23 protein-coding genes are annotated in these 21,135 nt (G+C 35.5%); 2 read left to right on the forward strand and 21 right to left on the reverse strand.

Annotated features, from left to right (window positions below; translation table 11 throughout):
• From secF to yajC, 3 genes are read right to left on the reverse strand one after another with little or no spacing between them, the layout of a single operon-like run.
• Nucleotides 1-972: a protein translocase subunit SecF gene (gene secF, locus CHELV3228_RS06615; RefSeq protein WP_082200235.1), complete on the reverse strand. Its 972-nt coding sequence runs from the start codon at nt 970-972 to the stop codon at nt 1-3.
• Nucleotides 972-2,555: a protein translocase subunit SecD gene (gene secD, locus CHELV3228_RS06620; RefSeq protein WP_082200236.1), complete on the reverse strand. Its 1,584-nt coding sequence runs from the start codon at nt 2,553-2,555 to the stop codon at nt 972-974. The genes secF and secD overlap by 1 nt, the downstream gene beginning before the upstream one ends.
• On the reverse strand, nt 2,548-2,820 hold the full coding sequence (gene yajC / locus CHELV3228_RS06625) for a preprotein translocase subunit YajC (RefSeq protein ID WP_082200237.1): 273 nt from the start codon (nt 2,818-2,820) through the stop codon (nt 2,548-2,550). Before yajC ends, secD begins: the two co-directional genes overlap by 8 nt.
• On the opposite strand from yajC, the gene CHELV3228_RS06630 reads away from it, so the two are divergent.
• The gene (locus CHELV3228_RS06630; RefSeq protein ID WP_082200238.1) at nt 2,793-4,124 is read left to right on the forward strand and encodes an apolipoprotein N-acyltransferase; all 1,332 of its coding nucleotides are present in this window, start codon (nt 2,793-2,795) and stop codon (nt 4,122-4,124) included. The two genes, yajC and CHELV3228_RS06630, sit on opposite strands and share 28 nt — an antisense overlap.
• Here CHELV3228_RS06630 and cmoA read toward each other — a convergent pair.
• From cmoA to CHELV3228_RS06675, 9 genes are read right to left on the reverse strand one after another with little or no spacing between them, the layout of a single operon-like run.
• Nucleotides 4,110-4,814, reverse strand: a complete 705-nt coding sequence (gene cmoA / locus CHELV3228_RS06635) for a carboxy-S-adenosyl-L-methionine synthase CmoA (RefSeq protein WP_082200239.1) — start codon at nt 4,812-4,814, stop codon at nt 4,110-4,112. The genes CHELV3228_RS06630 and cmoA overlap by 15 nt on opposite strands.
• Entirely contained in the window at nt 4,804-5,649 is an 846-nt protein-coding gene (locus CHELV3228_RS06640) for a bifunctional riboflavin kinase/FAD synthetase (protein WP_082200772.1), read from the reverse strand. Before CHELV3228_RS06640 ends, cmoA begins: the two co-directional genes overlap by 11 nt.
• Nucleotides 5,618-6,328 carry a 23S rRNA (cytidine-2'-O)-methyltransferase TlyA gene (tlyA, locus tag CHELV3228_RS06645; protein WP_082200240.1) on the reverse strand — a complete coding sequence of 237 codons (711 nt, stop codon included), beginning with the start codon at nt 6,326-6,328 and terminating at the stop codon, nt 5,618-5,620. Before tlyA ends, CHELV3228_RS06640 begins: the two co-directional genes overlap by 32 nt.
• Nucleotides 6,325-8,262: an NAD-dependent DNA ligase LigA gene (gene ligA, locus CHELV3228_RS06650; RefSeq protein ID WP_082200241.1), complete on the reverse strand. Its 1,938-nt coding sequence runs from the start codon at nt 8,260-8,262 to the stop codon at nt 6,325-6,327. Before ligA ends, tlyA begins: the two co-directional genes overlap by 4 nt.
• Nucleotides 8,259-9,398 carry a dihydropteroate synthase gene (gene folP / locus CHELV3228_RS06655; protein WP_082200242.1) on the reverse strand — a complete coding sequence of 380 codons (1,140 nt, stop codon included), beginning with the start codon at nt 9,396-9,398 and terminating at the stop codon, nt 8,259-8,261. Before folP ends, ligA begins: the two co-directional genes overlap by 4 nt.
• Nucleotides 9,395-10,006, reverse strand: a complete 612-nt coding sequence (locus CHELV3228_RS06660; RefSeq protein ID WP_082200243.1) for a DNA polymerase III subunit delta' — start codon at nt 10,004-10,006, stop codon at nt 9,395-9,397. The genes folP and CHELV3228_RS06660 overlap by 4 nt, the downstream gene beginning before the upstream one ends.
• Nucleotides 10,006-10,551 carry a HobA family DNA replication regulator gene (locus CHELV3228_RS06665; RefSeq protein ID WP_082200244.1) on the reverse strand — a complete coding sequence of 182 codons (546 nt, stop codon included), beginning with the start codon at nt 10,549-10,551 and terminating at the stop codon, nt 10,006-10,008. Before CHELV3228_RS06665 ends, CHELV3228_RS06660 begins: the two co-directional genes overlap by 1 nt.
• The gene (locus CHELV3228_RS06670; protein WP_082200245.1) at nt 10,548-11,750 is read right to left on the reverse strand and encodes an aspartate kinase; all 1,203 of its coding nucleotides are present in this window, start codon (nt 11,748-11,750) and stop codon (nt 10,548-10,550) included. Before CHELV3228_RS06670 ends, CHELV3228_RS06665 begins: the two co-directional genes overlap by 4 nt.
• Complete coding sequence (locus CHELV3228_RS06675; protein ID WP_082200246.1) at nt 11,750-12,220, reverse strand: RNA pyrophosphohydrolase; 471 nt, start codon at nt 12,218-12,220, stop codon at nt 11,750-11,752. Before CHELV3228_RS06675 ends, CHELV3228_RS06670 begins: the two co-directional genes overlap by 1 nt.
• A 77-nt stretch (nt 12,221-12,297) precedes the next feature.
• Between CHELV3228_RS06675 and hemW the strand changes: the two genes are divergently transcribed.
• Nucleotides 12,298-13,359 carry a radical SAM family heme chaperone HemW gene (gene hemW / locus CHELV3228_RS06680; RefSeq protein ID WP_082200247.1) on the forward strand — a complete coding sequence of 354 codons (1,062 nt, stop codon included), beginning with the start codon at nt 12,298-12,300 and terminating at the stop codon, nt 13,357-13,359.
• A gap of 18 nt (nt 13,360-13,377) precedes the next feature.
• On the opposite strand, the gene CHELV3228_RS06685 is transcribed toward hemW, so the two are convergent.
• From CHELV3228_RS06685 to CHELV3228_RS06720, 9 genes are all read right to left on the reverse strand, one after another.
• Nucleotides 13,378-13,773, reverse strand: a complete 396-nt coding sequence (locus tag CHELV3228_RS06685) for a hypothetical protein (RefSeq protein ID WP_004274800.1) — start codon at nt 13,771-13,773, stop codon at nt 13,378-13,380.
• A 6-nt stretch (nt 13,774-13,779) separates the two neighbouring features.
• Nucleotides 13,780-14,220, reverse strand: coding sequence for a DUF4879 domain-containing protein (locus CHELV3228_RS06690; RefSeq protein WP_167562803.1), 441 nt, complete (start codon nt 14,218-14,220; stop codon nt 13,780-13,782).
• Nucleotides 14,207-14,380, reverse strand: a complete 174-nt coding sequence (locus CHELV3228_RS10305; RefSeq protein WP_167562804.1) for a hypothetical protein — start codon at nt 14,378-14,380, stop codon at nt 14,207-14,209. The genes CHELV3228_RS06690 and CHELV3228_RS10305 overlap by 14 nt, the downstream gene beginning before the upstream one ends.
• Nucleotides 14,381-14,481: 101 nt before the next feature.
• Nucleotides 14,482-15,420: an NAD(P)-binding domain-containing protein gene (locus tag CHELV3228_RS06695; protein ID WP_082200248.1), complete on the reverse strand. Its 939-nt coding sequence runs from the start codon at nt 15,418-15,420 to the stop codon at nt 14,482-14,484.
• A gap of 69 nt (nt 15,421-15,489) precedes the next feature.
• Nucleotides 15,490-16,092, reverse strand: coding sequence for a nitroreductase family protein (locus CHELV3228_RS06700; protein ID WP_082200249.1), 603 nt, complete (start codon nt 16,090-16,092; stop codon nt 15,490-15,492).
• On the reverse strand, nt 16,089-16,694 hold the full coding sequence (locus CHELV3228_RS06705; protein ID WP_082200250.1) for an NAD(P)H-dependent oxidoreductase: 606 nt from the start codon (nt 16,692-16,694) through the stop codon (nt 16,089-16,091). The genes CHELV3228_RS06700 and CHELV3228_RS06705 overlap by 4 nt, the downstream gene beginning before the upstream one ends.
• Complete coding sequence (locus CHELV3228_RS06710) at nt 16,684-18,033, reverse strand: TolC family protein (protein WP_234980989.1); 1,350 nt, start codon at nt 18,031-18,033, stop codon at nt 16,684-16,686. The genes CHELV3228_RS06705 and CHELV3228_RS06710 overlap by 11 nt, the downstream gene beginning before the upstream one ends.
• Before the next feature lie 10 nt (nt 18,034-18,043).
• Nucleotides 18,044-19,969: an ABC transporter permease gene (locus tag CHELV3228_RS06715; protein ID WP_082200252.1), complete on the reverse strand. Its 1,926-nt coding sequence runs from the start codon at nt 19,967-19,969 to the stop codon at nt 18,044-18,046.
• Complete coding sequence (locus CHELV3228_RS06720; protein ID WP_082200253.1) at nt 19,969-21,132, reverse strand: efflux RND transporter periplasmic adaptor subunit; 1,164 nt, start codon at nt 21,130-21,132, stop codon at nt 19,969-19,971. The genes CHELV3228_RS06715 and CHELV3228_RS06720 overlap by 1 nt, the downstream gene beginning before the upstream one ends.
• Nucleotides 21,133-21,135 lie beyond the last annotated feature (3 nt).

Here is a 21,135-nt window from a genome sequence, read left to right on the forward strand (position 1 = left end):
TTAAATCGTCCCTTTTTCATACATTGCACGGTTTCTTTCTTTATCTTGCTTTCTTTTCAATTTTTCCAATTCTTTAGCCCTAAAATGCTCCACGCTAAATTTAAACCACATTAAAGTAGGACTCGCTACAAACACAGAACTAAATGTCCCAGCTACCAAACCTACAAGCAATGCCAAAGAAAAGCCCTCTATCATCGAGCCACCGAAAAAGTATAAAATAACAACTGTGGCTATGGTAAGCCCAGAAGTTAAAATAGTGCGTGAAAGCGTAGCAGAAACGCTTTCATTAATGATAGGTGCAAGCTCACTTTTCTTACTTGTCTTAATGCCGTCTCTAATCCTGTCAAAAATAATAATCGTATCGTTAAGCGAGTAACCAAGCACGGTTAAAATCGCCGCAAGTGTGTCTAAATTCACATCGATTTTAAATAAACAAATCGCCCCAAGCGTAATTACAACATCGTGTATCTCGCTAATAATCGCCGCAATGGCAAAACGCCACTCAAAACGAAAAGCGATATAAATAAGTATCGCAATAAGAGAAATGGCAATCGCCATTAAGCCCTTATTTCTAAGCTCATCACCCACCTTAGGACCCACGACATCAACACGCCTTAACTCAAATTTTCCTGTATCCTTCAAAAGAGAGACGATATAAGCGCCCATATCATTACCCAAATTCTCATTACTCCCTAAAAATCTTATAGTGATTTCTTCAGCACTTCCAAATTCCGTAACGCTTAAATTTTGAAACTGATTGCTTTGGGTTAAAATTTCTCTAATTTGTGGAATGGGAGCGGCATTTTCATAACGAAGTTGCACCAAAGTGCCACCGCTAAAATCAATGCCAAATTGCAAACCCCTTTCAAAAAGCAAATAAATTGAGCCAAAAAATAGAACAAAAGAAAGAGAAATTGCAGCAAAACGCATTTTCATAAAATCATAAATCTTTTTTTCACTAAAAAATTGCATTAATTTTTCCTTTTATAACCAAACCAAAATCTTGTATTATTGCTTTTTTCAATACGGTTCATAAAATAATCAAACATTCCGTGCGTTCCCCAAATTGCAGTTATCATACTTACAACAATACCTATACCAAGCGTTACAGCAAAGCCCTTCACCGCACCTGTGCCGTAAGCATAAAGAGCTATGGAGGTAACTAAAGAGGTAATATTTGCATCGATAATTGCACTCATCGCATTCTTATAGCCATTTTCCACACTCGCACGAATTTTTGCCCCATCACGCAAAAGCTCTCTTATCCTCTCATTAATAATCACATTCGCATCGACAGCCATACCCACCGTTAAGACAAGTCCTGCCATACCAGGGAGGGTTAAGGTCGCACCAAACATTGCCATTACAGCGACAACAACAAGAACATTTACAAGCATAGCGATATTTGCAAAAATTCCAGCCACGCCATAATAAAGCATCATAAAAACTATGATGAAAATTGAAGCACCAATGAGAGCAATCATACTCATTTTAATGCTATCAGCCCCTAAAGATGGCCCTATGCTTCTTTGCTCCAAAAGCTTCACGGGAGCTAATAATGCACCACTTCTTAATGCCACAGCGACATCACGAGCCTCTTCTTGCGTAAATGCTCCACTAATTTGTCCGCTTCCTCCGCCTATGCGTTCGTTAATAGAGGGAGCGGAATAGACCTTATTATCAAGTACGATGGCAAGGCGTTTGCCTACATTTGCCCCTGTATAATCAGCAAATTTCTTTGCCCCCTCACTATTTAAAGTGAAATTTATCACAGGATAGGTGCTAGTATCACTAAAACCCACCCTAGCGTCTGTTAGCATAGACCCATCTAAAATCGGGATACTTTTTAGCGTGTATTTCATAGCTTCATTATGAGAATCGCTCACCAAAACAAGCCCATAACTAGCCGCCTCAGCCTCGCTCATACTAGAAGCCATAGACATCTTAGAATCATCGACCTCCATAAGTTGCAAATGCGCCGCCTTTGTGATTCTTTCTTTAGCTCTCAGCTCATCTTCTTTAGTCTTAATCCCAGCTAACTCAACGAGAATTTTATCCTCTCCTTGTTTAGCCACAGTAGGCTCTGCTAACCCGAATTCATCAAGGCGGTTTCTTATGGTTTCAACCGCTTGCAAAAGGGCGAAATTTTCAATATTTTTAAGCTCTTCATTTGTAAAAGAAACATTAAAATGCAAATTTTCTTTTTGGACTTTTAAGCCTTTAATTTCATCAAGCAAGGCTTGCATTTTTGTCATATCGCCCTCATCTAAGAGGCTAAATTCCAAGCTGTCATCTTTAACAACAAGTTGGTCGATTAAAATATTTTCTTTATTAATAGAATAATTAAGCGAAGAGGCGACAGATTTGATTTTAGATTTTACAGCTTCCTCATTATCCACACCCAAAAGCATATAAAGCCCACCTTGCAAATCAAGTCCTAAATTTATCTTAGCACCACGCTCAGATTGCAAAAAAGAAGGCAGCGAAAATGCTATGCCAAAAATAAAAACCGCGATAAAAACAATTAAACGATAGGTGATTTTCACATTACGCATCAATTTTCTTTGCTACAAATTCTCGTGAAATTTTTGCCGTAATGTTTTCTTCATTAAGCTTAACTTTGATAAAATCCTCCTCGGGTTTTATCACCTCGCAAATTAGTCCTCCATTAGTGATGATTTTATCGCCTTTTTGTAGAGACTCAAGCATTTGCTTATGTGCTTTTGCTTGTTTTTGCTGTGGTCTTATTACCAAAAAATAAAAAATCGCAAAAAGAACGATTAGAGGTAACAATGAAGTTAAGATTGAATTTTCTGCCATATTTTTTTCCTTTTTATAAAAAATTTAACCCTAATTCTACCATTTTTAAAATAATAAAAACTTTTTTTTGTGCTTTTTTACTTTCAAATCCTATCTACTTGTCTTTTTTTGAAAATATTTTTTTAGAAACCTTAAGCCCTTTTTTAGCCATTTGGGGACTTATCTTACTTTTAAAAACCAAAAATGCAAAAGGCTATTTTTGGGTTGGTTTTTTAATGGGACTTTTTTGGTTTTGGTGGGTAGGACTTTCGGCGATTTATTTTAATTTAAGCTATCTAGTGCCACTCATCGCACTTATAATGGGTCTTGTTTATGGGATACTTTTTAGAATTTGCTTCATCTTTAAATATGATTTTTTAAGACTTTGTGCGATTTTTTCCCTTTGTTTTATCCATCCGCTAGGTTTTGACTGGCTTGAATGGGGAATTTATACCTCTTATGGCTTTTTTGATAGCTCTTTTCGTGGCATTATTTGCCTTTTTCTTATCGCTTACTTTATTTATGAGGGGTATATTTCAAGATACTATAAAATAGGCATTATCTTAATCTTATTTTTTGTAGGATTTCATTATAAGGAAAAAAGTGCCTCCACTCTGCCTTTTTCTTACAAACTTATCAACACAGATATTTCACAAGCACAAAAATATATGCAAGAAAATCTTATTGTCAATTCCAACGCCCTTTTAAAAGAAATTTCTAAAGCAATTTTAGAAAAAAAAGAACTTGTTATCTTACCAGAAAGTGCTTTCGCTTTTAATCTACAAGGCACAAAATACGAAGAATTTTTAAAAGAATTATCGCACAAAATCATCATCATCACAGGGGCTTTTTATGCAAAAGAGGGCAAAATTTACAACAGCGCCTATGTCTTTAGGCAAGGCAAAAGCTATGTTTTCAACAAGCATTTTCTCGTGCCTTTTGGCGAAGAAATCCCATTTTTTAAAAATTTCGTAAAAAAATACTTTTTACCTAACATAGAAGAATTTTCAAGAGGTCCCGTGCAAAGTCAATATAAGCTTGATAATGCCTTAATCACAAATGCCATTTGTTACGAAGCGACCAAAGAGCAAAATTATAAAAACTCACAAATTATCATCGCTCTTTCCAACAATGCGTGGTTTAATCACTCAAGCGAATATAAGCTCCAAAAACTTCTCATACAATTTTACGCAAATAAATATGGTGTCAGCGTTTATCACGCAACTAATGGCAAAGAAAATGCACTTATTTTACCAAAGAAAAGGCTGGATTTAAGATGGCTTGAGGAATTTAAAAAATGGAAGGAAAAATTATTTAAAAGCTAAAAAAGTTTCAAAATTCGCCCATTTAAAAATGCTTTGCACCCTTTTAAAACCCACCTTTTCAAGCAAATTTAAATTTTCTTTTTCCGTATAAGGCACAAGCACATTTTCCAAAGCCTCTCTTTTTGCGGCAATTTCAAAAAGAGAATACCCTTGTGCTTGTTTGTATTCTGCATAAATTTCTATAATATTTTTCGCTAAAAAAGGCTCTTCGTAGAGGATTTTTTCACTCATCAAAAATACGCCATTTTCGTCTAAATTCATATAAATTTTACGCAGTAAATCCTCTCTTTTAGGGGGTCTAATGAACTGCAAAGTATAATTTGCCACAAAGGCATCATTTTGATTAAATTCCCAAGAATCCAAAGTCTGTTCATAAAATTCCACTTCCGCTCCAAAGGCTTTAGCCTTATGCTTTGCAAGCTCTATCATCGCCTTAGAATTATCCACTCCACTTAATTTTACATCTTTTCTTAACTCAAAAAATTTCAGTAAAAAATTCGCACTCGAACAACCCAAATCACAAAGCCTCGCATCCTTTTTCAATAAGCGACTTAAAATTTTTACACCAAGTTCTAAATTTTCCTTATAAAAAGGCACTGAGCGTTCTATCATATCGTCAAAAACACTCGCAACACTTGCATCAAATTCAAACTGCTTTTTAGGATTTTGTTTAAAAAGTTCATCTTTCATTGTTTAAAATTTCCTTTGCTTGTCCTATATCTTGACTGATTTGTGCTTTAAGGGCTTTTAAATCGCTAAATTTTTCGTTTTCTCTTAAAAATTTCACAAAAAAAAGCTCCATTTCTTCACCGACTTGCACCGCGTTTTTAAACTCTTCAATGATGTGCGTTTCTATACTAAAAGCCAAATCTGTGCTTCTAAAGCCTAAAAAACTTACACTTTTAAAGCCTTTTTCTTGTACCTTTATCAAACTCGCATAAACGCCATTTTTAGGCAAAAAATAATTTAAATTCTCCAAATTGAGTGTGGCAAAAAGCTCCCTTTTTCCAAGCCCCTGCCCTTTCACAAGCCTAGCTTTAATGCTATAAATGCGTCCTAAAAAACGCCGAGCCTTTTCCACAGCCCCAAGCGATAAAAACTCTTTAATCAAACTTGTATGCACACTAAGTTCCTCAAGCTTAAATTCTGGCACTACGCTCGTTTTTATCTTGCTTAATTTTTCAATATCATAAGCCACAGCTTCCTTATTTCTACCAAAAGTAAAGTCATAACCCACAACAATATGCTCTAAATTGACAAATTCTTTTTTTAAAAACTCTAGAAAATCTCGTGCGCTCAAATGGCGAATTTTTTCAAATTCAAGTGTAAAAATAGCTCTTTTGCTTAATTCTTGCTTTTGCCTTTCATCACTTAAAACCTCCCCTTTAAATTTATCAATTATCAACAAAGCGCCATTTTTATCTAGCTTTTTAATCAACTCCAAATGCCCCAAGTGAATGCCGTCAAAACAGCCTATGGCAAGGGTTTTGACGCTAGCTTTTTCTAAAATAATAGAAAAATTCATCATTCCCCTCCTTTCCCTTAAGGCTTGAAAGCTCACATTTTTCCAAAATCCAAGCATAGGCAAAACAAGCCTTTTCAAAACCATCTCTTGCTTTTTTAACACTCTTTTCATCTTTTAAAACGCCTTTTTTATCGCGTTTTGCTTCTTTTCCTACTTCAAATTGTGGTTTAAAAAGCAAAATAATATCTTTTTTGGCAAATTTATCAATATAAAAAAGCAAATTCAAAAGTGAGATAAAACTCACATCACAGGTGATTAAATCAAATTTCTCATCACTTTCAAACTCTCTTAAATCTAGCCCCTCAAGGCTTTTTACCCTCGTATCCTGCCTTAAACTTGTATGAAGTTGATTTTGACCCACATCAAGCGCAACAACACTCTTAACACCATTTTGCAATAAAATTTGCACAAATCCTCCCGTGCTAGAACCTATATCAAGGCAATTTAAGCCCTCAAATTTAAGGGGGAGTTTTTCTAAAAAACCCTTAAGCTTTATCGCCGCTCTACTGACATAAATATCACCCAAAAGCTCTAAATTTAGTCTTTCATTTTCCCCATTAAGCTCAAAAGAGGGTTTTAAAAAAGCTCCATTTAACGCAACTTCTTTATTTTCTATTAATTCTAAAGCCTTGTTTCTGCTGATTTTAAGGCGTTTGGAAACAAAAACATCATACCTCATATCTTAACCATAGCATTAAACTCAGCCTCTTCAATGCACCTTACGCCAAGCTCTCTTGCTTTTTGAAGCTTTGAGCCAGCATCCTCACCAAAAAGCACAAAATGCGTTTTTTTAGACACGGAGGAGCTTACCTTACCACCAAGTGCTTCAATTTGCGCCTTAAATTCTTCTCTTGGGCGTGAAAGTGTGCCAGTGATGACAAAAGTTTTTTCATAAAATTCGCTTTGAGTGTTAATCTCTTGTTGTTCGTTTTGCAAATTTAAAAGCTTATAAAAAGCTTCAATTCTTGCCTCATTTACCCTTGCAAATTCCGCTAGGCTCAAAGCCATTTGTTCGCCAAAACCCTCTAAATTTTTATATTCTTCAAAGCTTTTTTTGTGCCACTCTTTATCAAAACTTAAAGCTAATTTTTTCGCCGCAACCTCACCGATATGCTCAATCCCAAGTGCCGTGATAAAGCGGTAAAGCGGACAGGTTTTTGCCGCCTCAATGGCACTTAAAAGCTTGGAAATCTTTTTCTCTTTAAAACCCTCAAGCCCCTCAAAATCTTGGGATTTAAGATAAAAAATACTTTCTATTGTGCGAATTTTTTGCTTTTCATATAAAAGCTCCACAATGCTTTCTCCAAGCCCGTCTATATTTAAACACTTTTTAGAAACAAAATAGATAATGGAATTAACAAGCCTTGCCCTGCAGTCTAAATTTTGACATTTTATCAAAGCACCCTCGTCTAAAAGCTCACTTTCGCACTCAGGGCAAAATTTTGGACGCTCTATTTTAACGGCATCTTCGCCCCTTCGCTCTTTAAAAACTCTCGTGATTTTAGGGATAACATCCCCGCTTCGTATCACGCTCACGCTATCTTTTATGCGTATATCAAGCCTTTCTATCTCATCAAAATTATGTAAAGAAGCTGATTTTACCATGACTCCGTCCAAATTCACAGGCTCTAAAACCGCCACAGGCGTTACCACTCCACTGCGTCCCACTTGCAAACTTACGCCTATTAACCGTGTGCTTTTTTCAAGTGCTGGAAATTTAAAAGCTGCCATAAATTTAGGATATTTTACCGTGTAGCCAAGTTCTTTGCAAAGTGCTAATTTATCCACCCTCACAACCATACCATCCATCATCATAGGCTTTAAATCTCTCAAAGCTAAAAGCTCTTTATAGCAAAGCAAAACCTCATCTAAATTAACACAAAGCTTTACAAATTCATCTTTTAAAAAGCCAAGTTCTCTTACAAAGTGCATTAGCTCACTATGTGTTTCAAAATGAAGCGAATTTTCCCCCACACCCCAAGGATAAAATTTCAAATTTCTTTCCTTAGTAATACCTGTATCAAGCTGTCTCAAACTCCCACTTGCAGCATTTCTAGGATTTGCGAAAAGATTTAAGCCCTCTTTAGCCCTTTTTTCATTTAGCTTTTCAAAATCTTCCTTTAAAATCACCACTTCCCCGCGAATTTCGATTTTGCCTTTATAAGGGATATTTTGAGGGATACTTTCTATCTCTTTCACATTAAGGCTGACATCCTCGCCTACCTCGCCATCCCCTCTAGTCGCAGCACTGACTAAAGTCCCATTTTCATAAAGCAAATTTAAACTCGCCCCATCAAATTTAGGCTCGATAAAAAAGCCTTCTTCACACCTAGCCCTCTTCGCCCAAGCTCTAAGCTCTACCTCATCAAAAACATCCTCCATAGACCACATTTTGCTCAAATGCTTATTTTTTTTAAATTTACTTTGTATCACTGGAGCGATTTTTTGCGTGGGAGAATCTTTAGAAATTAAATTTGGATTTTGCGCTTCAAATTCTTTCAGTTCTCTTATTAATTTATCGTATTCTTCATCACTAGCCAAAGGCTCATCTTTTTCATAATATGCCCTCATCCATAAATTTGCAAGCTCGACCTTTTTTAAATACTCATTCATATTATCACTTCCTCGTAAGCCTTTTGAAGTGCAAAAAGCTGCTTATGCTCGTATAAATCGTGCGTTCTAATAATGCTAGCACCATTTTCATAAGCCCTTAAATGCAAAAATAAACTTCCAGCCAAACGCTGCTGCACCTCGCTCTTAAAGTAAAAATTAATCGTGCCTTTACGACTTGCACCCACAAGCAAAGGTTTGTTAAATTGTAAAAAATGCTCCAAATTTTTTAACAAAATCATATTATGCTTTGCACTTTTTCCAAAGCCAAAACCTATATCTAAAATGCTTTTTTTCACTCCATAATGCTCTAAAATTTCAAGCTTAGTTGCAAAAAATCGCTCAATTTCTAAAATCACATTATCATAATTTGGATTTTCTTGCATATTGTGCGGTTCGTTTTGCATATGCATAAGACAATAATACGCATTGTAATTTTTCGCTAATTTTGCCAAATTTTCATTTTTAAGTCCCATAATGTCATTAATCATTCTAAAGCCCTTATTTAAGGCATATTCAAGACAGTATTCATCAAAGCTATCTAAACTAAAAATAGTCTTTGTGTGATAATTTTTCGCATAAATTAAATCAAGGCAATTTTTAAGACGCGAAAATTCCTCTTCTCTACCGCAATAAAAACTCCCAGGTCTTGAGCTTACCGCACCTATATCGATAAATTCAGGCTCTAAATCCAAAAGCTCGTTTAATCTTGCCTCAAAATCCTCTTCCCTAACGCGACTCTTAGGATTAAAACTATCTTCGTTAATATTTAAAATCGCCATTAATTTCACACTTTTGGGCTTTATAAATTCTTTTTGCAAAAAACTTGCCAAGCTTTTTAGCTTAAAATCTTGCTTCTTTTCCTTGTCTATCAAACTTAAAATTTGCTTCTTTGAGGCAATTAAAAGAGCGTTAGAGCTTTTATGTTTTGTGATGACCTCCTCATCACTCACTAACTCAGCTCCAATGCTAAGAGCATCTTGCTTTAAAATATTTGCCGCAGGAGAGGAGATATTTTCTATAAAAATAAAATGTAAATTTGCCTTTTCCTGCATAATCTTACGCCCCATTTTATGTGGCTTAATTAAATCACAAAGTAAATTAAAATCACTATTTGCGTTAAGTTTTATAAAGTTCATTTTGGCTTCTTTTCGTATAAATTTAATAAAAGCGTGGCAAGTAAAATTTGTGCTTTTGAATTTAATTTTGAAAGCTCATAAGTCTCATAAAAAAACTCAAGCTCCTCCTCACTAAAATCCTTTACTTTAAGACTTTCTCGGCTCAGTTTTATAATCAACTCACCCAAAGTATTTTTGTCCAAATTTTCGTTTTCTTTCAAAAATTCATAAATCATTTTTAAATCAAGCTTCTCAAGCTCTAAATCTAATTTCATCTCCACCTTTTGTTTTTTTCTTTTTTCGCAAATTAGGCGTGATTTAATGGTGGGCAAAAGCAAATTTTTGGAGGGGACGACGATTAAAAATTTAATATTTTTAGGCGGTTCTTCAAGAAGTTTAAGTAAGAAATTTTGTGCTTCGTGACGGAAAGAATGTGCCATTAAAACGATGATTTTCTCGCTACTTTCTGCAATGTAACTTTCCTTTTCCACAGCCCTTGCGTCTTCAAGCAAAAATTCATTTGGCACACTTTTTGGGATAAATCTTAAAGCATTTGCTCCAAATTGAGTGAGCATTTCCTCTCTCACCCCATCAAAATCATCACTGATTACAATTTTACTGATAAACATCAAAGGCTAACCTTTGAAAACAAAATCGCATCCAAACTCTTATCAAAAAGCTTATAAAGGCTAATAAGCTTAATATCCAAATCCTTATCACTAGAATCTAAATAAAAGCTATTTTGTAATTGCTCGTCAAAAAGCCAAAGAAGGCTGTCGTTTTTTGACTTTGCGATGTTGGATTTTTCATCCCTTGCTGTGCCAATGTAAAAATAAATAAAGCCATTTGGAAAGGCGATTTCTAACATATCATTAAGCAAAACGACATCAATGCTATCATCTTTTTTAATTTGAATTTTACGCCCCAACAAAGACTTAAGAGAAAAAAAAGGAAGCAACGGACGAGCCGAATTTGCATTGATATGCTGAAGAAAATAATTCTCATACCAGCTTCTTGCCTCATCGCAAATTAAAATAAAAGCCCTACCCTCCAACAAATATTTAAGTCTTGAAGCAACCAAAGGCGACCATTCTAAACGGCGACTCTCCATCCACGCCATAGAAGCTCCGCCGTTTCGTATATTTTCTAAACTCCAGCTTAAAAAATCACTCATTTATCAAGCCCATAAACCTCGTGTAACGCACGAACGGCTAATTCTCCATATTTTTCATGCACTATCATTGAAATTTTTATCTCGCTTGTAGAAATCATTCCTATGTTAATGCCCTCATCTGCTAAGGCTTTAAACGCCGTAGAAGCTACACCTGAGTGCGATTTCATCCCCACTCCCACAACAGAAACTTTAACCACAGCATTATCGCTTTCTAGTAAAACCTTATCGCCCAATATCTCTTTCATCGTTTTTTTAGCTAACTCAAGCTCATTTTCAGGCACGGTAAAGCCCAAATTTGTCGCACCATTTGTGCCGACATTTTGGATTATCATATCGACATTAATATTTGCCCTAGCAAGACTTAAAAAAATCTCAGCCGCAATGCCCGGTTTATCCTCGATATTTCTTAAAGTGATTCTTGCTTGATTTCTATCAAGCGCTATGCCACTAACTAAAGCTTGTTCCATTCCATCTTCTTTTGTTATCATTGTTCCCTCATTATTATTAAAACTACTTCTTGTAACCAAATTTACATTTAGCTTTTTAGCAAGCTCAACAGAGCGATTTTGCAAGACCTTCGCACCCAAACTTGCAAGCTCTAACATCTCTTCATACGAAATTTTGTCAAGCTTCTTAGCCTTAGGTTCGATACGCGGGTCCGTTGTATAAACCCCATCAACATCGGTATAAATTTCACATAAATCCGCATCCAAAGCCCCAGCCACAGCCACAGCACTTAAGTCGCTTCCTCCACGCCCCAAAGTCGTTACATTTCCCTCTTCATCTACGCCTTGAAAGCCTGCGATGATGACGATTTTACCCTCTTTCAAAGCTGCCTTTATAGCACTTGTGTCAATGTGCTTTATCCTAGCCTTGGTAAAAACGCTATTAGTAATAATACCCGCCTTTCTACCAGAAAAAGACACAGCCTTATAGCCTAATTCATTTAAAGCTATGGATAAAAGTGCTGAAGTTACCCTCTCTCCACTGCTTAAAAGCATATCCATATCCGCTCCGTTGGGATTTTTACTAAAATGCTCGGCTTGTTCAATGAGGCTATTTGTAACCCCACTCATCGCAGAAACAACCACCACAAGCTCATTTCCAGCCTTTACGCTCTCTATTACGCGTCTAGCCACCGCATCAATGCGCTCCAAATCCCCAACGCTCGTTCCGCCATATTTTTGAACTATTAGCATTAGATATAACCTTTCTCCTCAAAATATTTAATCACCTGCATATAAATCCTTTTTTTAAAATGATTAACCAGCTCAAAAAATTCCTTTTTGCTTACAAAACGATAATCATCAAATTCAGGGTGCTTAGTGTTTAAATTTATCTTAGCATTTGGCTTCAAACGCACCAAAAAATATTTTTGAATTTGCCCATCATAAGGATACATTTTAGAAACAACCTTACTAGGAAAATCATAACTCAACCACTCAGGATACTCGGCGATGACTTCAAGCTCTTTTGTGCCTATCTCTTCTTTAAGCTCCCTAATTAAAGCCTCTCTTGCACTCTCCCCCTCATCAATGCCGCCTTGTGGAAATTGCCAAATATCCTCCATATCACTTCTTTTTCCCACAAAAAGCCTACACTCAAAAGGATAAGCACTAGAAAGGACAATTGCAGCGACATTAGGACGATATTTTTTAGTTTTTTGCACACACTTTCCTTAAAAAACCAAATTTTAACAAAAAATAAATTACAATTAGAAAATGAAAATTAAATTTAAAGGTTTTAATGCATTTTTATATTCATATTCCTTTTTGCGAAAGTAAATGTCATTATTGTTCTTTTACCTCTTTAAAGAAAAAAGATTATGAAGAAGCGTATTTTAACGCTTTGCTAAAGGATTTGAACTATCAAATTTCTTATTTTAAATTAGCTAAAAATTCTATCAAAACGCTTTTTATAGGCGGTGGCACTCCAAGCGTAGTAGATGTGAAATTTTATGAAAAAATCTTTAAAACCCTCACACCTTTCTTAGAGGAAAAAGCTGAAATAAGCTGTGAGGCAAACCCAAATTCAGGCAATTTCAACTGGCTTAAAAATATGAAAGAACTAGGCATTAACCGCATTTCTTTTGGAGCGCAAAGTTTTAACGAAAAAAAACTTCAATTCTTGGGACGCACCCACTCATCAAAAGCGATTTTTGAAAGCCTTGAAAATGCTAAAAAAGCAGGATTTAAAAATGTTAATTTGGATATGATTTATGATACTAAGCTAGATGATAAAAAAATGCTTAAATTTGAACTTTTTCATTTAGAAAAAACAAAACAACTCATCAAACATCTTAGCGCATATCATCTTAGCATAGAGGAAAATACGGCTTTTTCTAAACTTTTTCATTATAAAAAAAATGCACCAAATTTAATGCGTTATTTTATAAAAGGCATTGAAAATTTAGGCTTTAAACAATACGAAATTAGCAATTTCTCCAAAAATAAACCCTGCCTTCATAATCTTTCCTACTGGCAAGGCAAAAACTACCTAAGTGCTGGACTTAGCGGGGTAGGATTTTATGAAAATCAAAGATTTTACACGCACAAAAATCTAAAAGAATACATTAAAGAGCCTTGTTTTAGAAAAATAGAGCATTTAAGCTTAGAGGATTTAAATTTAGAACGCTTATTTTTGGGGCTTAGAAGCGTTGTTGGAGTCAAAGAGAATAGCTTAAATAACGCACAAAAAACAAAAGCAAAGCTACTTCTAAAAGCAAAAAAACTCGAATTTGAAAAAGGAAGATATTTTAATAAAAACTTCCTTTTAAGCGATGAATTAGCTCTTTTTATCAGCTCTTAAAATTTTCAAGCAAGCTAATTAAACTTTTATATCTTGCAATAATTTACTTAAATAATCAATCGCTTGATTTTTCCTTGCCTGAAAATGTGCCTCACTCTCAGCTTGTCCCATAAAGTATCCTTTTTGGATAGCATTAGATTTTAAAACCTCAATCATCTCACCAAGAGCTTCGTGTTGTCTAAAAGTGCTAGAATTATCCAACTTATCATTATATTCTTTGATAAATACACTTTTATTTTTTCTAAAATTTAGAATGGACTGACTTGCCCAAGTAAATCCAACCAAATCAATGTAATCCTCTTTAGACAGCTCTTTTTCTGCTTTATCTAAAGCAGTATCAAGATAACTTTTCGCCCTTACATTTTTGCCTGCAAAATCATTTTGCAGGTAGTGGGCGTTATTTGTGAGCTTCATAGTATTTTACCTAATTTGAATACTTGTGCTCATTGAATTTCCCGGTGCATTAATAGAACGAGAAGCGAATTCAAAAGTTCCACTAGAATTAGCAGGTTTAGAAATATCCCAAATGTCATACCAACCATCAATAATATTATCACCCGTGTAATCCATTCCCTCTGAGCTTAACTGCACCGCTTCATTACCTGCAAATTTGGCTCTATCATTGCTACCACCCCCATAGCCCAACACAAGAGTATGCACCACAAATGGATTACCACCGTGGTCATTGTTGGTAGCCGTTTGGTTTTCTGCCAATTCTTCTCTTCCACCTTGCTCAGATACCACTCCCAACACCGCAACATAATAAACAGCAGGGGCAGGAGCTTTCATTGCTTTATTATTATTTTTATTAGCCTCATAAGCTTTTTTCATCGCCTCTAAAGCTTTATCAAAATTCGCCATTAAGATATTTTTGTTTATTAGCAGAATTTGGCTCTAAGAAAATATTAACACTATTGCGAGTAATTTTTTCTTTCCCATCTATTGACACCTTATCAGCAGCAAAAGCAATGCCACAACTTAAAACACTAGCAACCGCAACACGGATTAAACATTTAACCATACTTACCCCTTTTACACTTTATTGTAAGCAAAAACTATTCCAAATAAAGATTCGAAGAAAAAAAATTATGAGGATTTAGCCTCGCTTCACAAGGCTAAATCCTATCTTAAATGCTCGACAATCCTAAACGCATCATTTAAGCCCGTAACGATACTTGCACCATTTTTAGTCGCGATATCACCAGCGACAAAAATCCCACTCACATTAGTTTGCTTATTTGCATCCATTAAAGGCACACCTTTATCATCGACATTAACACCGCATTTTTGCAAAAAATCAAGCGGAGTTGAACCGCCGATAGCGTAAATAATTCTATCATAAAGCTCAATAGAGCCGTCATTAAAGCACACTTTAGCCTTGCCATTTTCATCTAGCACCTCGCTAATATCCACGCCAAGTTTTAACTCGACCTTGCCCAAATTTCCAGCCTCCATAATATCACTTAAATTAATATCATTTAACCTTGTGAATTCCTTTTTGCGGTAACAAAGTGTAATTTTATTATTATTTGCCAAATCCACAGCATACTCAGCCGCAGAATTTCCCCCACCAACAACAAGGATTTTTTCATTTCCTAGCACGGAATTTGCGTTAAAATTAATCATTTTAGTCAAAGTCATAGGTAGTTTATAATCAGGCTTATTTGGCTTACCCATACGCCCGATGGCAATGATGATATTGTTACACAAATAGGATTCTTTTGCCGTTTGGACGATAAAACCCTCATCTTGCTTTTTCACGCTTTCGACTTCGCTATTAAATTCCACCTCGATATTATGCGTTTTTAAAGCTTCTTCAAAACACGCTATCGTGCTTTCTTTCGTGCCGTCTTCAAAAGGAATATGCCCGTAATTTGTCCCCTCACAACCCTTATAAGCCTTATCCACGCGTTTGCCATCTTTATAATACTGCACTAAAGTTTGACAAATCAAACTCGTCTTTTCTAAAAGCAAAAGCTTTTTATTTTTAAGCTTTGCCTCCACAGCACAAGCAATTCCAGTAGGACCAGCACCGATAATAATCAAATCGAGTTTTTTCATATTTTTTCCTTAATTTTTAGTTGAAATTTAACAAAATTTTACAAATGAAAACTAAAACGCATAATTAGCTCAATCTAAAAACTGCACTACCTCATCAAATTTAAAACGACTCTTACTTGGCAAATCTTTATCATCACTATATCCAAGGGCTATCATTAGCGTTGAAAGCTCTTTATTTGTGTCAAGTTTTAAGTAGGCATTAAGCTTTTCCGCATCAAAACCCCCTATGGTGCAAGTCGCGATATTTAAAGCATTTGCAGCATATAAAATTCCAGCTAATGCGATATACGCTTGCTCTCTTGCATAAGCAATTTTTGCTTTTTTGTCCATATTTTGCAAAAAGGGTTTATAAAGGCTAAGGCGTTTTTGAAGTTCTTCTTCACGCATTTTTCTTTGTCTTAACTTTTCTTCAAAATACTCCGCAAAATCAAGCCTTGAAAGTATGATGATAACAGCCGCAGCATCTTTTATATGGCTTTGATGATTTGCAATGAAGCTTAATTCTTCCTTTTTCTTAGCGTCTCTTACGACAAGAAATTTCCAAGGCTCAAGCCCTAAAGAACTAGGACTTAGCCTAGCCACTTCTAAAATTTCTTTTAAATGCTCTTCCTTAAGTGCCTCTTTTTTAAAATTCCTACAAGAATATCTTGTTTTAAAAATTTCTAAACTCATAAATACTCCACAACCTCATCAAATTTCAGGCGGATTTTAGCATATTTGGGTTCATTTTTCTTATAGCCCAAAGATAAAATAACAGCCGTTTCAAAAGGCTCTTCAAGCCCCAAAAACGCGTCAATTTTTTCTTTTTCAAAACCCCCTATCATACAGCTATCCACGCCTATACTCATCGCAGCCAAGCTCATTTGCATTAGAGCTAGATAGCACTGAAGTTTAGAGTATTCATAAAGCTCTTTTTCGCTCATTTTGTTTGTTTTATGTGTGTAAATTTGTAAAATTTTTTGAAAATTTTCTTCGCTACTTCCAGCAAAACGGCGGATTTGTGTTCTTGCAAAAGCATCTTTTTCCCTCAAGTCTTTTCTAGCGACTAAAATGACATTATGGCTTGCAGTGGCGACATTTTGCTGATTTAAACAAAGCTTAGAAAGCTCTTCCTGCCTATCTTTTAAAACAAAAAATTTCCAAGGCTCAAAGCCGTGAGAACTTGGAGCTAAAACCCCACATTCTAGTATAAATTTCAAATCTTTTTCTGGGATTTTTGTATCGTTAAAAAGCTTACACGCGTGGCGTTTTTCTAGCAGGTCCTTAAAATTCATCTTCCTCTCCTTTTAAAGTTGTAATTTGATAATAAAAATTAATCGTCTCAAACAAATTATACTTCGCTCTTAAAAGCTCTTGTTTTGAAGAAATTAAAGCATTTGAAGCGTCTAAATAATCCTTTAGCTCACTCTTTCCAAGCTCGTATTTTTGAAAGTAAGCTTTCGTAATAAGCTCTTGTTTATCTCGTATCAAGCCCAAATTTGATAAAAGTTTTAAATCGCTCTCATAATCTTTAAAAACCAAATAAAATTCATTTAAGGCACTTTGTAAAATTTGCTCGTATTCAAACCGCAAAGCTTCATAAGCAAACTGCGAAATTTTAATATTTTGCCGCACCCTTCCATAATCTAAAAACGGCAAAGAAATTTGGACATTTCCACTTAGAATTTCTAGCTTAAAATTCTCTTTAAATTCCTCACTTTCCCCTCTTAAAGCTCCACCCAAAGAAATGCTCGGCAAAATAGACTTTTGCATACTACGATAATCTTTAAAAGCCGCCTTTAACGCACTTAATTTTGCTCTTACATCAGGGCGATAAGCTAAATTTTGCAAAGGGATATTAAAATCAGGCTTTAATAATTTAAAATCGTCTAAACTCGCCTTTTGGAAATGCTCCAAATAAAAAAATCCTTCTTTTTTACCAAGCAAATCCTGTAAATTCTTTATAATTAAATCGCGATTCTGCTCGTTTGTAAGTAAATTTTGCCTCGCTCTTAGTAAGCTTTGCTCCACATTTAATTTATCAAGCTCCTCTATCTTTCCAAGCTCAAATTTTAAGGCATAAAGCTCACTCATCTTTTCCAAATTAGCCACATAATCCTCAAGTAGAATTTTCACATCATTAAAATAAGCCAATTCAAAAACGCTATTTAAACTTGTATTAATAATGCTAAGTTTTAAACTCGCCAAATCATAAGCACTCGCACTCGCTCTTAATTCCTCCGCTTTAACGCTATCTAAAATCTTGCCATAAATATCAAGCTCATAGCTTAAATTTAAGCCATTAGAATAACTTTGTTGATTTGTGCCAGAATGCAAATTTTTCATTCTATTAAAACCCAAAGTTCCATCTAAGCTTGGATACAAATCATAATTTATCAAATCAGCTCTCGCTAAAGCACTTAAAAGAGAAGTTCTAGCGACATTAATGTCTTTATTATTTTCTAGCACGAAATTGAGAAAACCTTGCAAATTCGCATCTTCGTAAGCTCGCCACCATTCAAACCTCGCCTCAATCTTTTTCAACTCCTCTTCTTCCAAAACCACCTCTTTTACAGGCTCTATCTTAACTCCACATCCGCTAAATACCAGCAAAACAAGCAATAAAAAACTCAATTTTCTCATTTTATTCCTTTGATAAGGCGCTAATTGGATTTAAATTTGCTGCATTTTTTGCAGGGAAAAAACCAAAAATAAGCCCGATTAAAATAGAACTTAAAAGCCCTATAAAAACAGCACTGCTGGAAAGTATCATTGAAAAATCACTCGCAAAAAGATTAAAAACAAATATCACACCAAAAGAAAGCGCCACGCCCATAAAAGCGCCTATGACACATATCATCACAGCCTCAATTAAAAACTGCATTAAAATGTCCTCTTTTCTAGCGCCTATTGCCATTCTTATGCCGATTTCTCTTGTTCTTTCACTCACGGAAACTAGCATAATATTCATCACACCTATGCCACCCACCACTAAAGCGATTAAAGCCACGCAAATAGTTAAAATAGTCGTTGTGCGTTTATTTGCCGTGATGGCTTCTTTGAAGCTGTCTAAATTAAAAGTGAAAAAGTCTCTTTGCCCTCTTTTAAGCTCCAAAATTCTTATAATGGCATTTTCCGCCAAGCTTGAGCTGACCTCATCTTTGACTTTTACAACTATCTCTCTTAAATTTCTATCTCCTGTTAATTTATTCATCAAAGTCGTATAAGGCACATAAAGACGGACGATATTATCCTCTATGGGACGCTTATTATCCTTTTGCAAAACGCCGATAATTTTAAAAGGCGTGGAGTTAAATATCACAACCTTTCCTAAAATTTCCTCACTACTCATTTTAGGAAAAATATTTTTCTTCGCATTAAAATCTAACACCGCGACATTTGCACTCTCACTAATATCTTTTGCATCTAAAATACGCCCCGCTTCAACCTTTAAGCCGTCCATACTAAAGCCATTTATCCCCCTGCCCTCAGCTCTTGCATTTAAAGAAACATTTGTATAAGTGATAACGCCAGAAGTTCCCCCTTTAGCTTCAACAGCTTCTAAGTATTCTAAGCTTCTTAAGGTTTCTAAATCGCTAAAATTCAGCCTTGTCCTACCCGAGCGTAAATCCCCAAAACCTCGCCCAGGTCTTATTTCTATGGTATTTGTGCCAAGACTTGATGTTGTTTCTAAAACTTTAGCTTGTGAGCCAAGCCCAAGTGCCACCACACAAACAACCGAAGCAATGCCTATGATAATGCCAAGCATTGTTAAAAGAGACCTTAATTTGTGTGCGATAATGGAAGAATAAGCTATCTTAAAACATTCAAAAGCTTGATTTTTAAGCAAATTTAAATTTTTCTTTTCCTTTGGCATCGCCTTAATATGAAATTCTTTTATTTTTAAATCCTGCTTAGTATCGCTTAAAATTTCGCCGTCCTTTATCTCTATAATGCGCGTGGCTTTTGCGGCAATTTTTGCATCGTGGGTTACGAGGATAATGGTATGTCCTTCTTGATGAAGCTTTTGTAAAATTTCAAGCACCATAACACCACTTTTACTATCAAGCGCACCCGTTGGCTCATCGGCTAAGATTAAATCCCCTCCATTCATCAAAGCCCTAGCAATGCTCACTCTTTGCTGCTGTCCGCCACTTAACTCATTTGGCTTTGAGTTAATCCTATGGGAAAGCTCCAAATTTTCAAGTAAGCTTATGGCTCTTTGATTTCTTTCCTCGCTTTTTTTACCCGCATAAACGCTAGGTAAAGCGACATTTTCCTTAGCGCTTAAAAGAGGCAAAAGATTATAACGCTGGAAGATAAAGCCTATTTTCTCACGCCTAAGCCTTGCTTTTTCATCTTTGCTTAAATTTGTAACCTCATAATCTTCAAAGATAAAACGCCCAGCACTTGGCTCATCTAGCGTTCCTATGATATTTAAAAGAGAAGTTTTCCCACTCCCACTTTGCCCTATAATCGCGACAAATTCCCCTTTTTCTATATGCAAATTTACCTTATTTAAAATGGTGTTTTGCCCGATTTTCTTAGTGATATTTTCAAGCTTTATCATTAAAATCTAAATTTCATAGCAGGAGCTAGTGCTTCAAGACTTGAGGAAATGATTAAGTTTTCCCCCTCGCTTACACCCTCCAAAATTTCAGTATTTAATGCGTCTTTTATGCCAAGCTTGACATATTTTTTACGCACACTATCCTCTTCCAAAATTTCGACAAAATAGCCCTTATCATCATTTTTAATCACATAAGTTGGCACAGCGATAACATCATTTGCACTCGCAACAACAATTTCATTTTGGATACTCATACCTATACGAAGCAAGTTTTTTTCATTATCGACAAAAAATTTTGCATAATAATAAATCGCATTGCTTGTTGAATTTGAATTATTTGAAGAATTTTGCTGTGAGCTAGAATCGCTAATTTGCGTATCCGCAGGGTCAATGCTTGCAATTTGTGCCTCGTAGGTTGTATCAGGGTCGCTAAGTAAGGAAAATTGCAATTTTGTGCCTATTTTTATCTTACTTACATCGGCTTCTGCAATTTCCATTCTTACTTCCATTTGCTCTAAATTTGCAATGCGAACAAGGGTTGGGGTGTTTTGATTCGCATTAACCGTTTGCCCCTCATCAACAGCCACATTAATAATCACGCCGTCCATTGGAGCCGTGATGATGGTATAGTCTAAGTCCTTTTGTGCGTTCTTAAGGGTGATTTCAAGCTCAATCACTTCAGCATTTAAAGCCGCCACATCTGCTTTTAGGGTAAAATAATTATCCTTAAGAGTTTCGAGGCTTTCAAGAGAAGTCGCCTTTTTAGCATAAAGCTTTTGCTCCCTAATATACTGCTTTGAAGCAATGCTTAAGGCGACTTTTTTGCTTTCTAAATTTGCCTTTGCGCTCTCAAGTCTAGCCCTAGTAATATCCAAATCATTTTGCTGCTTATCTTTATCAATTTGTGCGATTAAATCGCCTTGCTTAACCTTATCGCCCACATCGACATAAAGTTTGATAATTTGTCCGCTCACTTGCGCACCCACATCAACTTGCTCTTTAGCATACACTTTTCCCACAGCTTCTATGGTTTGAGAAATATTTTTGCGTGTGATTTTTTGAGTGAGATACTCAACTTCTTCTTTGGAAAAATAACTATAAGCAAAAATTCCAAATACCACTAAAATACAAGCAGTTAAGCTAGTTATTATCTTCTTTTTCATTAT

This window comes from Campylobacter helveticus (genome assembly GCF_002080395.1).
Lineage (GTDB): Bacteria > Campylobacterota > Campylobacteria > Campylobacterales > Campylobacteraceae > Campylobacter_D > Campylobacter_D helveticus.

What these genes read in the sequence shown, in the direction of transcription:
- secF (WP_082200235.1), bottom strand. Translation starts at nt 972, where the DNA reads ATGCAATTTTTTAGTGAAAAAAAGATTTATGATTTTATGAAAATGCGT.
- secD (WP_082200236.1), bottom strand. Translation starts at nt 2,555, where the DNA reads ATGCGTAATGTGAAAATCACCTATCGTTTAATTGTTTTTATCGCGGTT.
- CHELV3228_RS06630 (WP_082200238.1), top strand. Translation starts at nt 2,793, where the DNA reads ATGAAGTTAAGATTGAATTTTCTGCCATATTTTTTTCCTTTTTATAAA.
- yajC (WP_082200237.1), bottom strand. Translation starts at nt 2,820, where the DNA reads ATGGCAGAAAATTCAATCTTAACTTCATTGTTACCTCTAATCGTTCTT.
- cmoA (WP_082200239.1), bottom strand. Translation starts at nt 4,814, where the DNA reads ATGAAAGATGAACTTTTTAAACAAAATCCTAAAAAGCAGTTTGAATTT.
- CHELV3228_RS06640 (WP_082200772.1), bottom strand. Translation starts at nt 5,649, where the DNA reads ATGAATTTTTCTATTATTTTAGAAAAAGCTAGCGTCAAAACCCTTGCC.
- tlyA (WP_082200240.1), bottom strand. Translation starts at nt 6,328, where the DNA reads ATGAGGTATGATGTTTTTGTTTCCAAACGCCTTAAAATCAGCAGAAAC.
- ligA (WP_082200241.1), bottom strand. Translation starts at nt 8,262, where the DNA reads ATGAATGAGTATTTAAAAAAGGTCGAGCTTGCAAATTTATGGATGAGG.
- folP (WP_082200242.1), bottom strand. Translation starts at nt 9,398, where the DNA reads ATGAACTTTATAAAACTTAACGCAAATAGTGATTTTAATTTACTTTGT.
- CHELV3228_RS06660 (WP_082200243.1), bottom strand. Translation starts at nt 10,006, where the DNA reads ATGTTTATCAGTAAAATTGTAATCAGTGATGATTTTGATGGGGTGAGA.
- CHELV3228_RS06665 (WP_082200244.1), bottom strand. Translation starts at nt 10,551, where the DNA reads ATGAGTGATTTTTTAAGCTGGAGTTTAGAAAATATACGAAACGGCGGA.
- CHELV3228_RS06670 (WP_082200245.1), bottom strand. Translation starts at nt 11,750, where the DNA reads ATGCTAATAGTTCAAAAATATGGCGGAACGAGCGTTGGGGATTTGGAG.
- hemW (WP_082200247.1), top strand. Translation starts at nt 12,298, where the DNA reads ATGCATTTTTATATTCATATTCCTTTTTGCGAAAGTAAATGTCATTAT.
- CHELV3228_RS06685 (WP_004274800.1), bottom strand. Translation starts at nt 13,773, where the DNA reads ATGAAGCTCACAAATAACGCCCACTACCTGCAAAATGATTTTGCAGGC.
- CHELV3228_RS06690 (WP_167562803.1), bottom strand. Translation starts at nt 14,220, where the DNA reads ATGGCGAATTTTGATAAAGCTTTAGAGGCGATGAAAAAAGCTTATGAG.
- CHELV3228_RS10305 (WP_167562804.1), bottom strand. Translation starts at nt 14,380, where the DNA reads ATGGTTAAATGTTTAATCCGTGTTGCGGTTGCTAGTGTTTTAAGTTGT.
- CHELV3228_RS06695 (WP_082200248.1), bottom strand. Translation starts at nt 15,420, where the DNA reads ATGAAAAAACTCGATTTGATTATTATCGGTGCTGGTCCTACTGGAATT.
- CHELV3228_RS06700 (WP_082200249.1), bottom strand. Translation starts at nt 16,092, where the DNA reads ATGAGTTTAGAAATTTTTAAAACAAGATATTCTTGTAGGAATTTTAAA.
- CHELV3228_RS06705 (WP_082200250.1), bottom strand. Translation starts at nt 16,694, where the DNA reads ATGAATTTTAAGGACCTGCTAGAAAAACGCCACGCGTGTAAGCTTTTT.
- CHELV3228_RS06715 (WP_082200252.1), bottom strand. Translation starts at nt 19,969, where the DNA reads ATGATAAAGCTTGAAAATATCACTAAGAAAATCGGGCAAAACACCATT.
- CHELV3228_RS06720 (WP_082200253.1), bottom strand. Translation starts at nt 21,132, where the DNA reads ATGAAAAAGAAGATAATAACTAGCTTAACTGCTTGTATTTTAGTGGTA.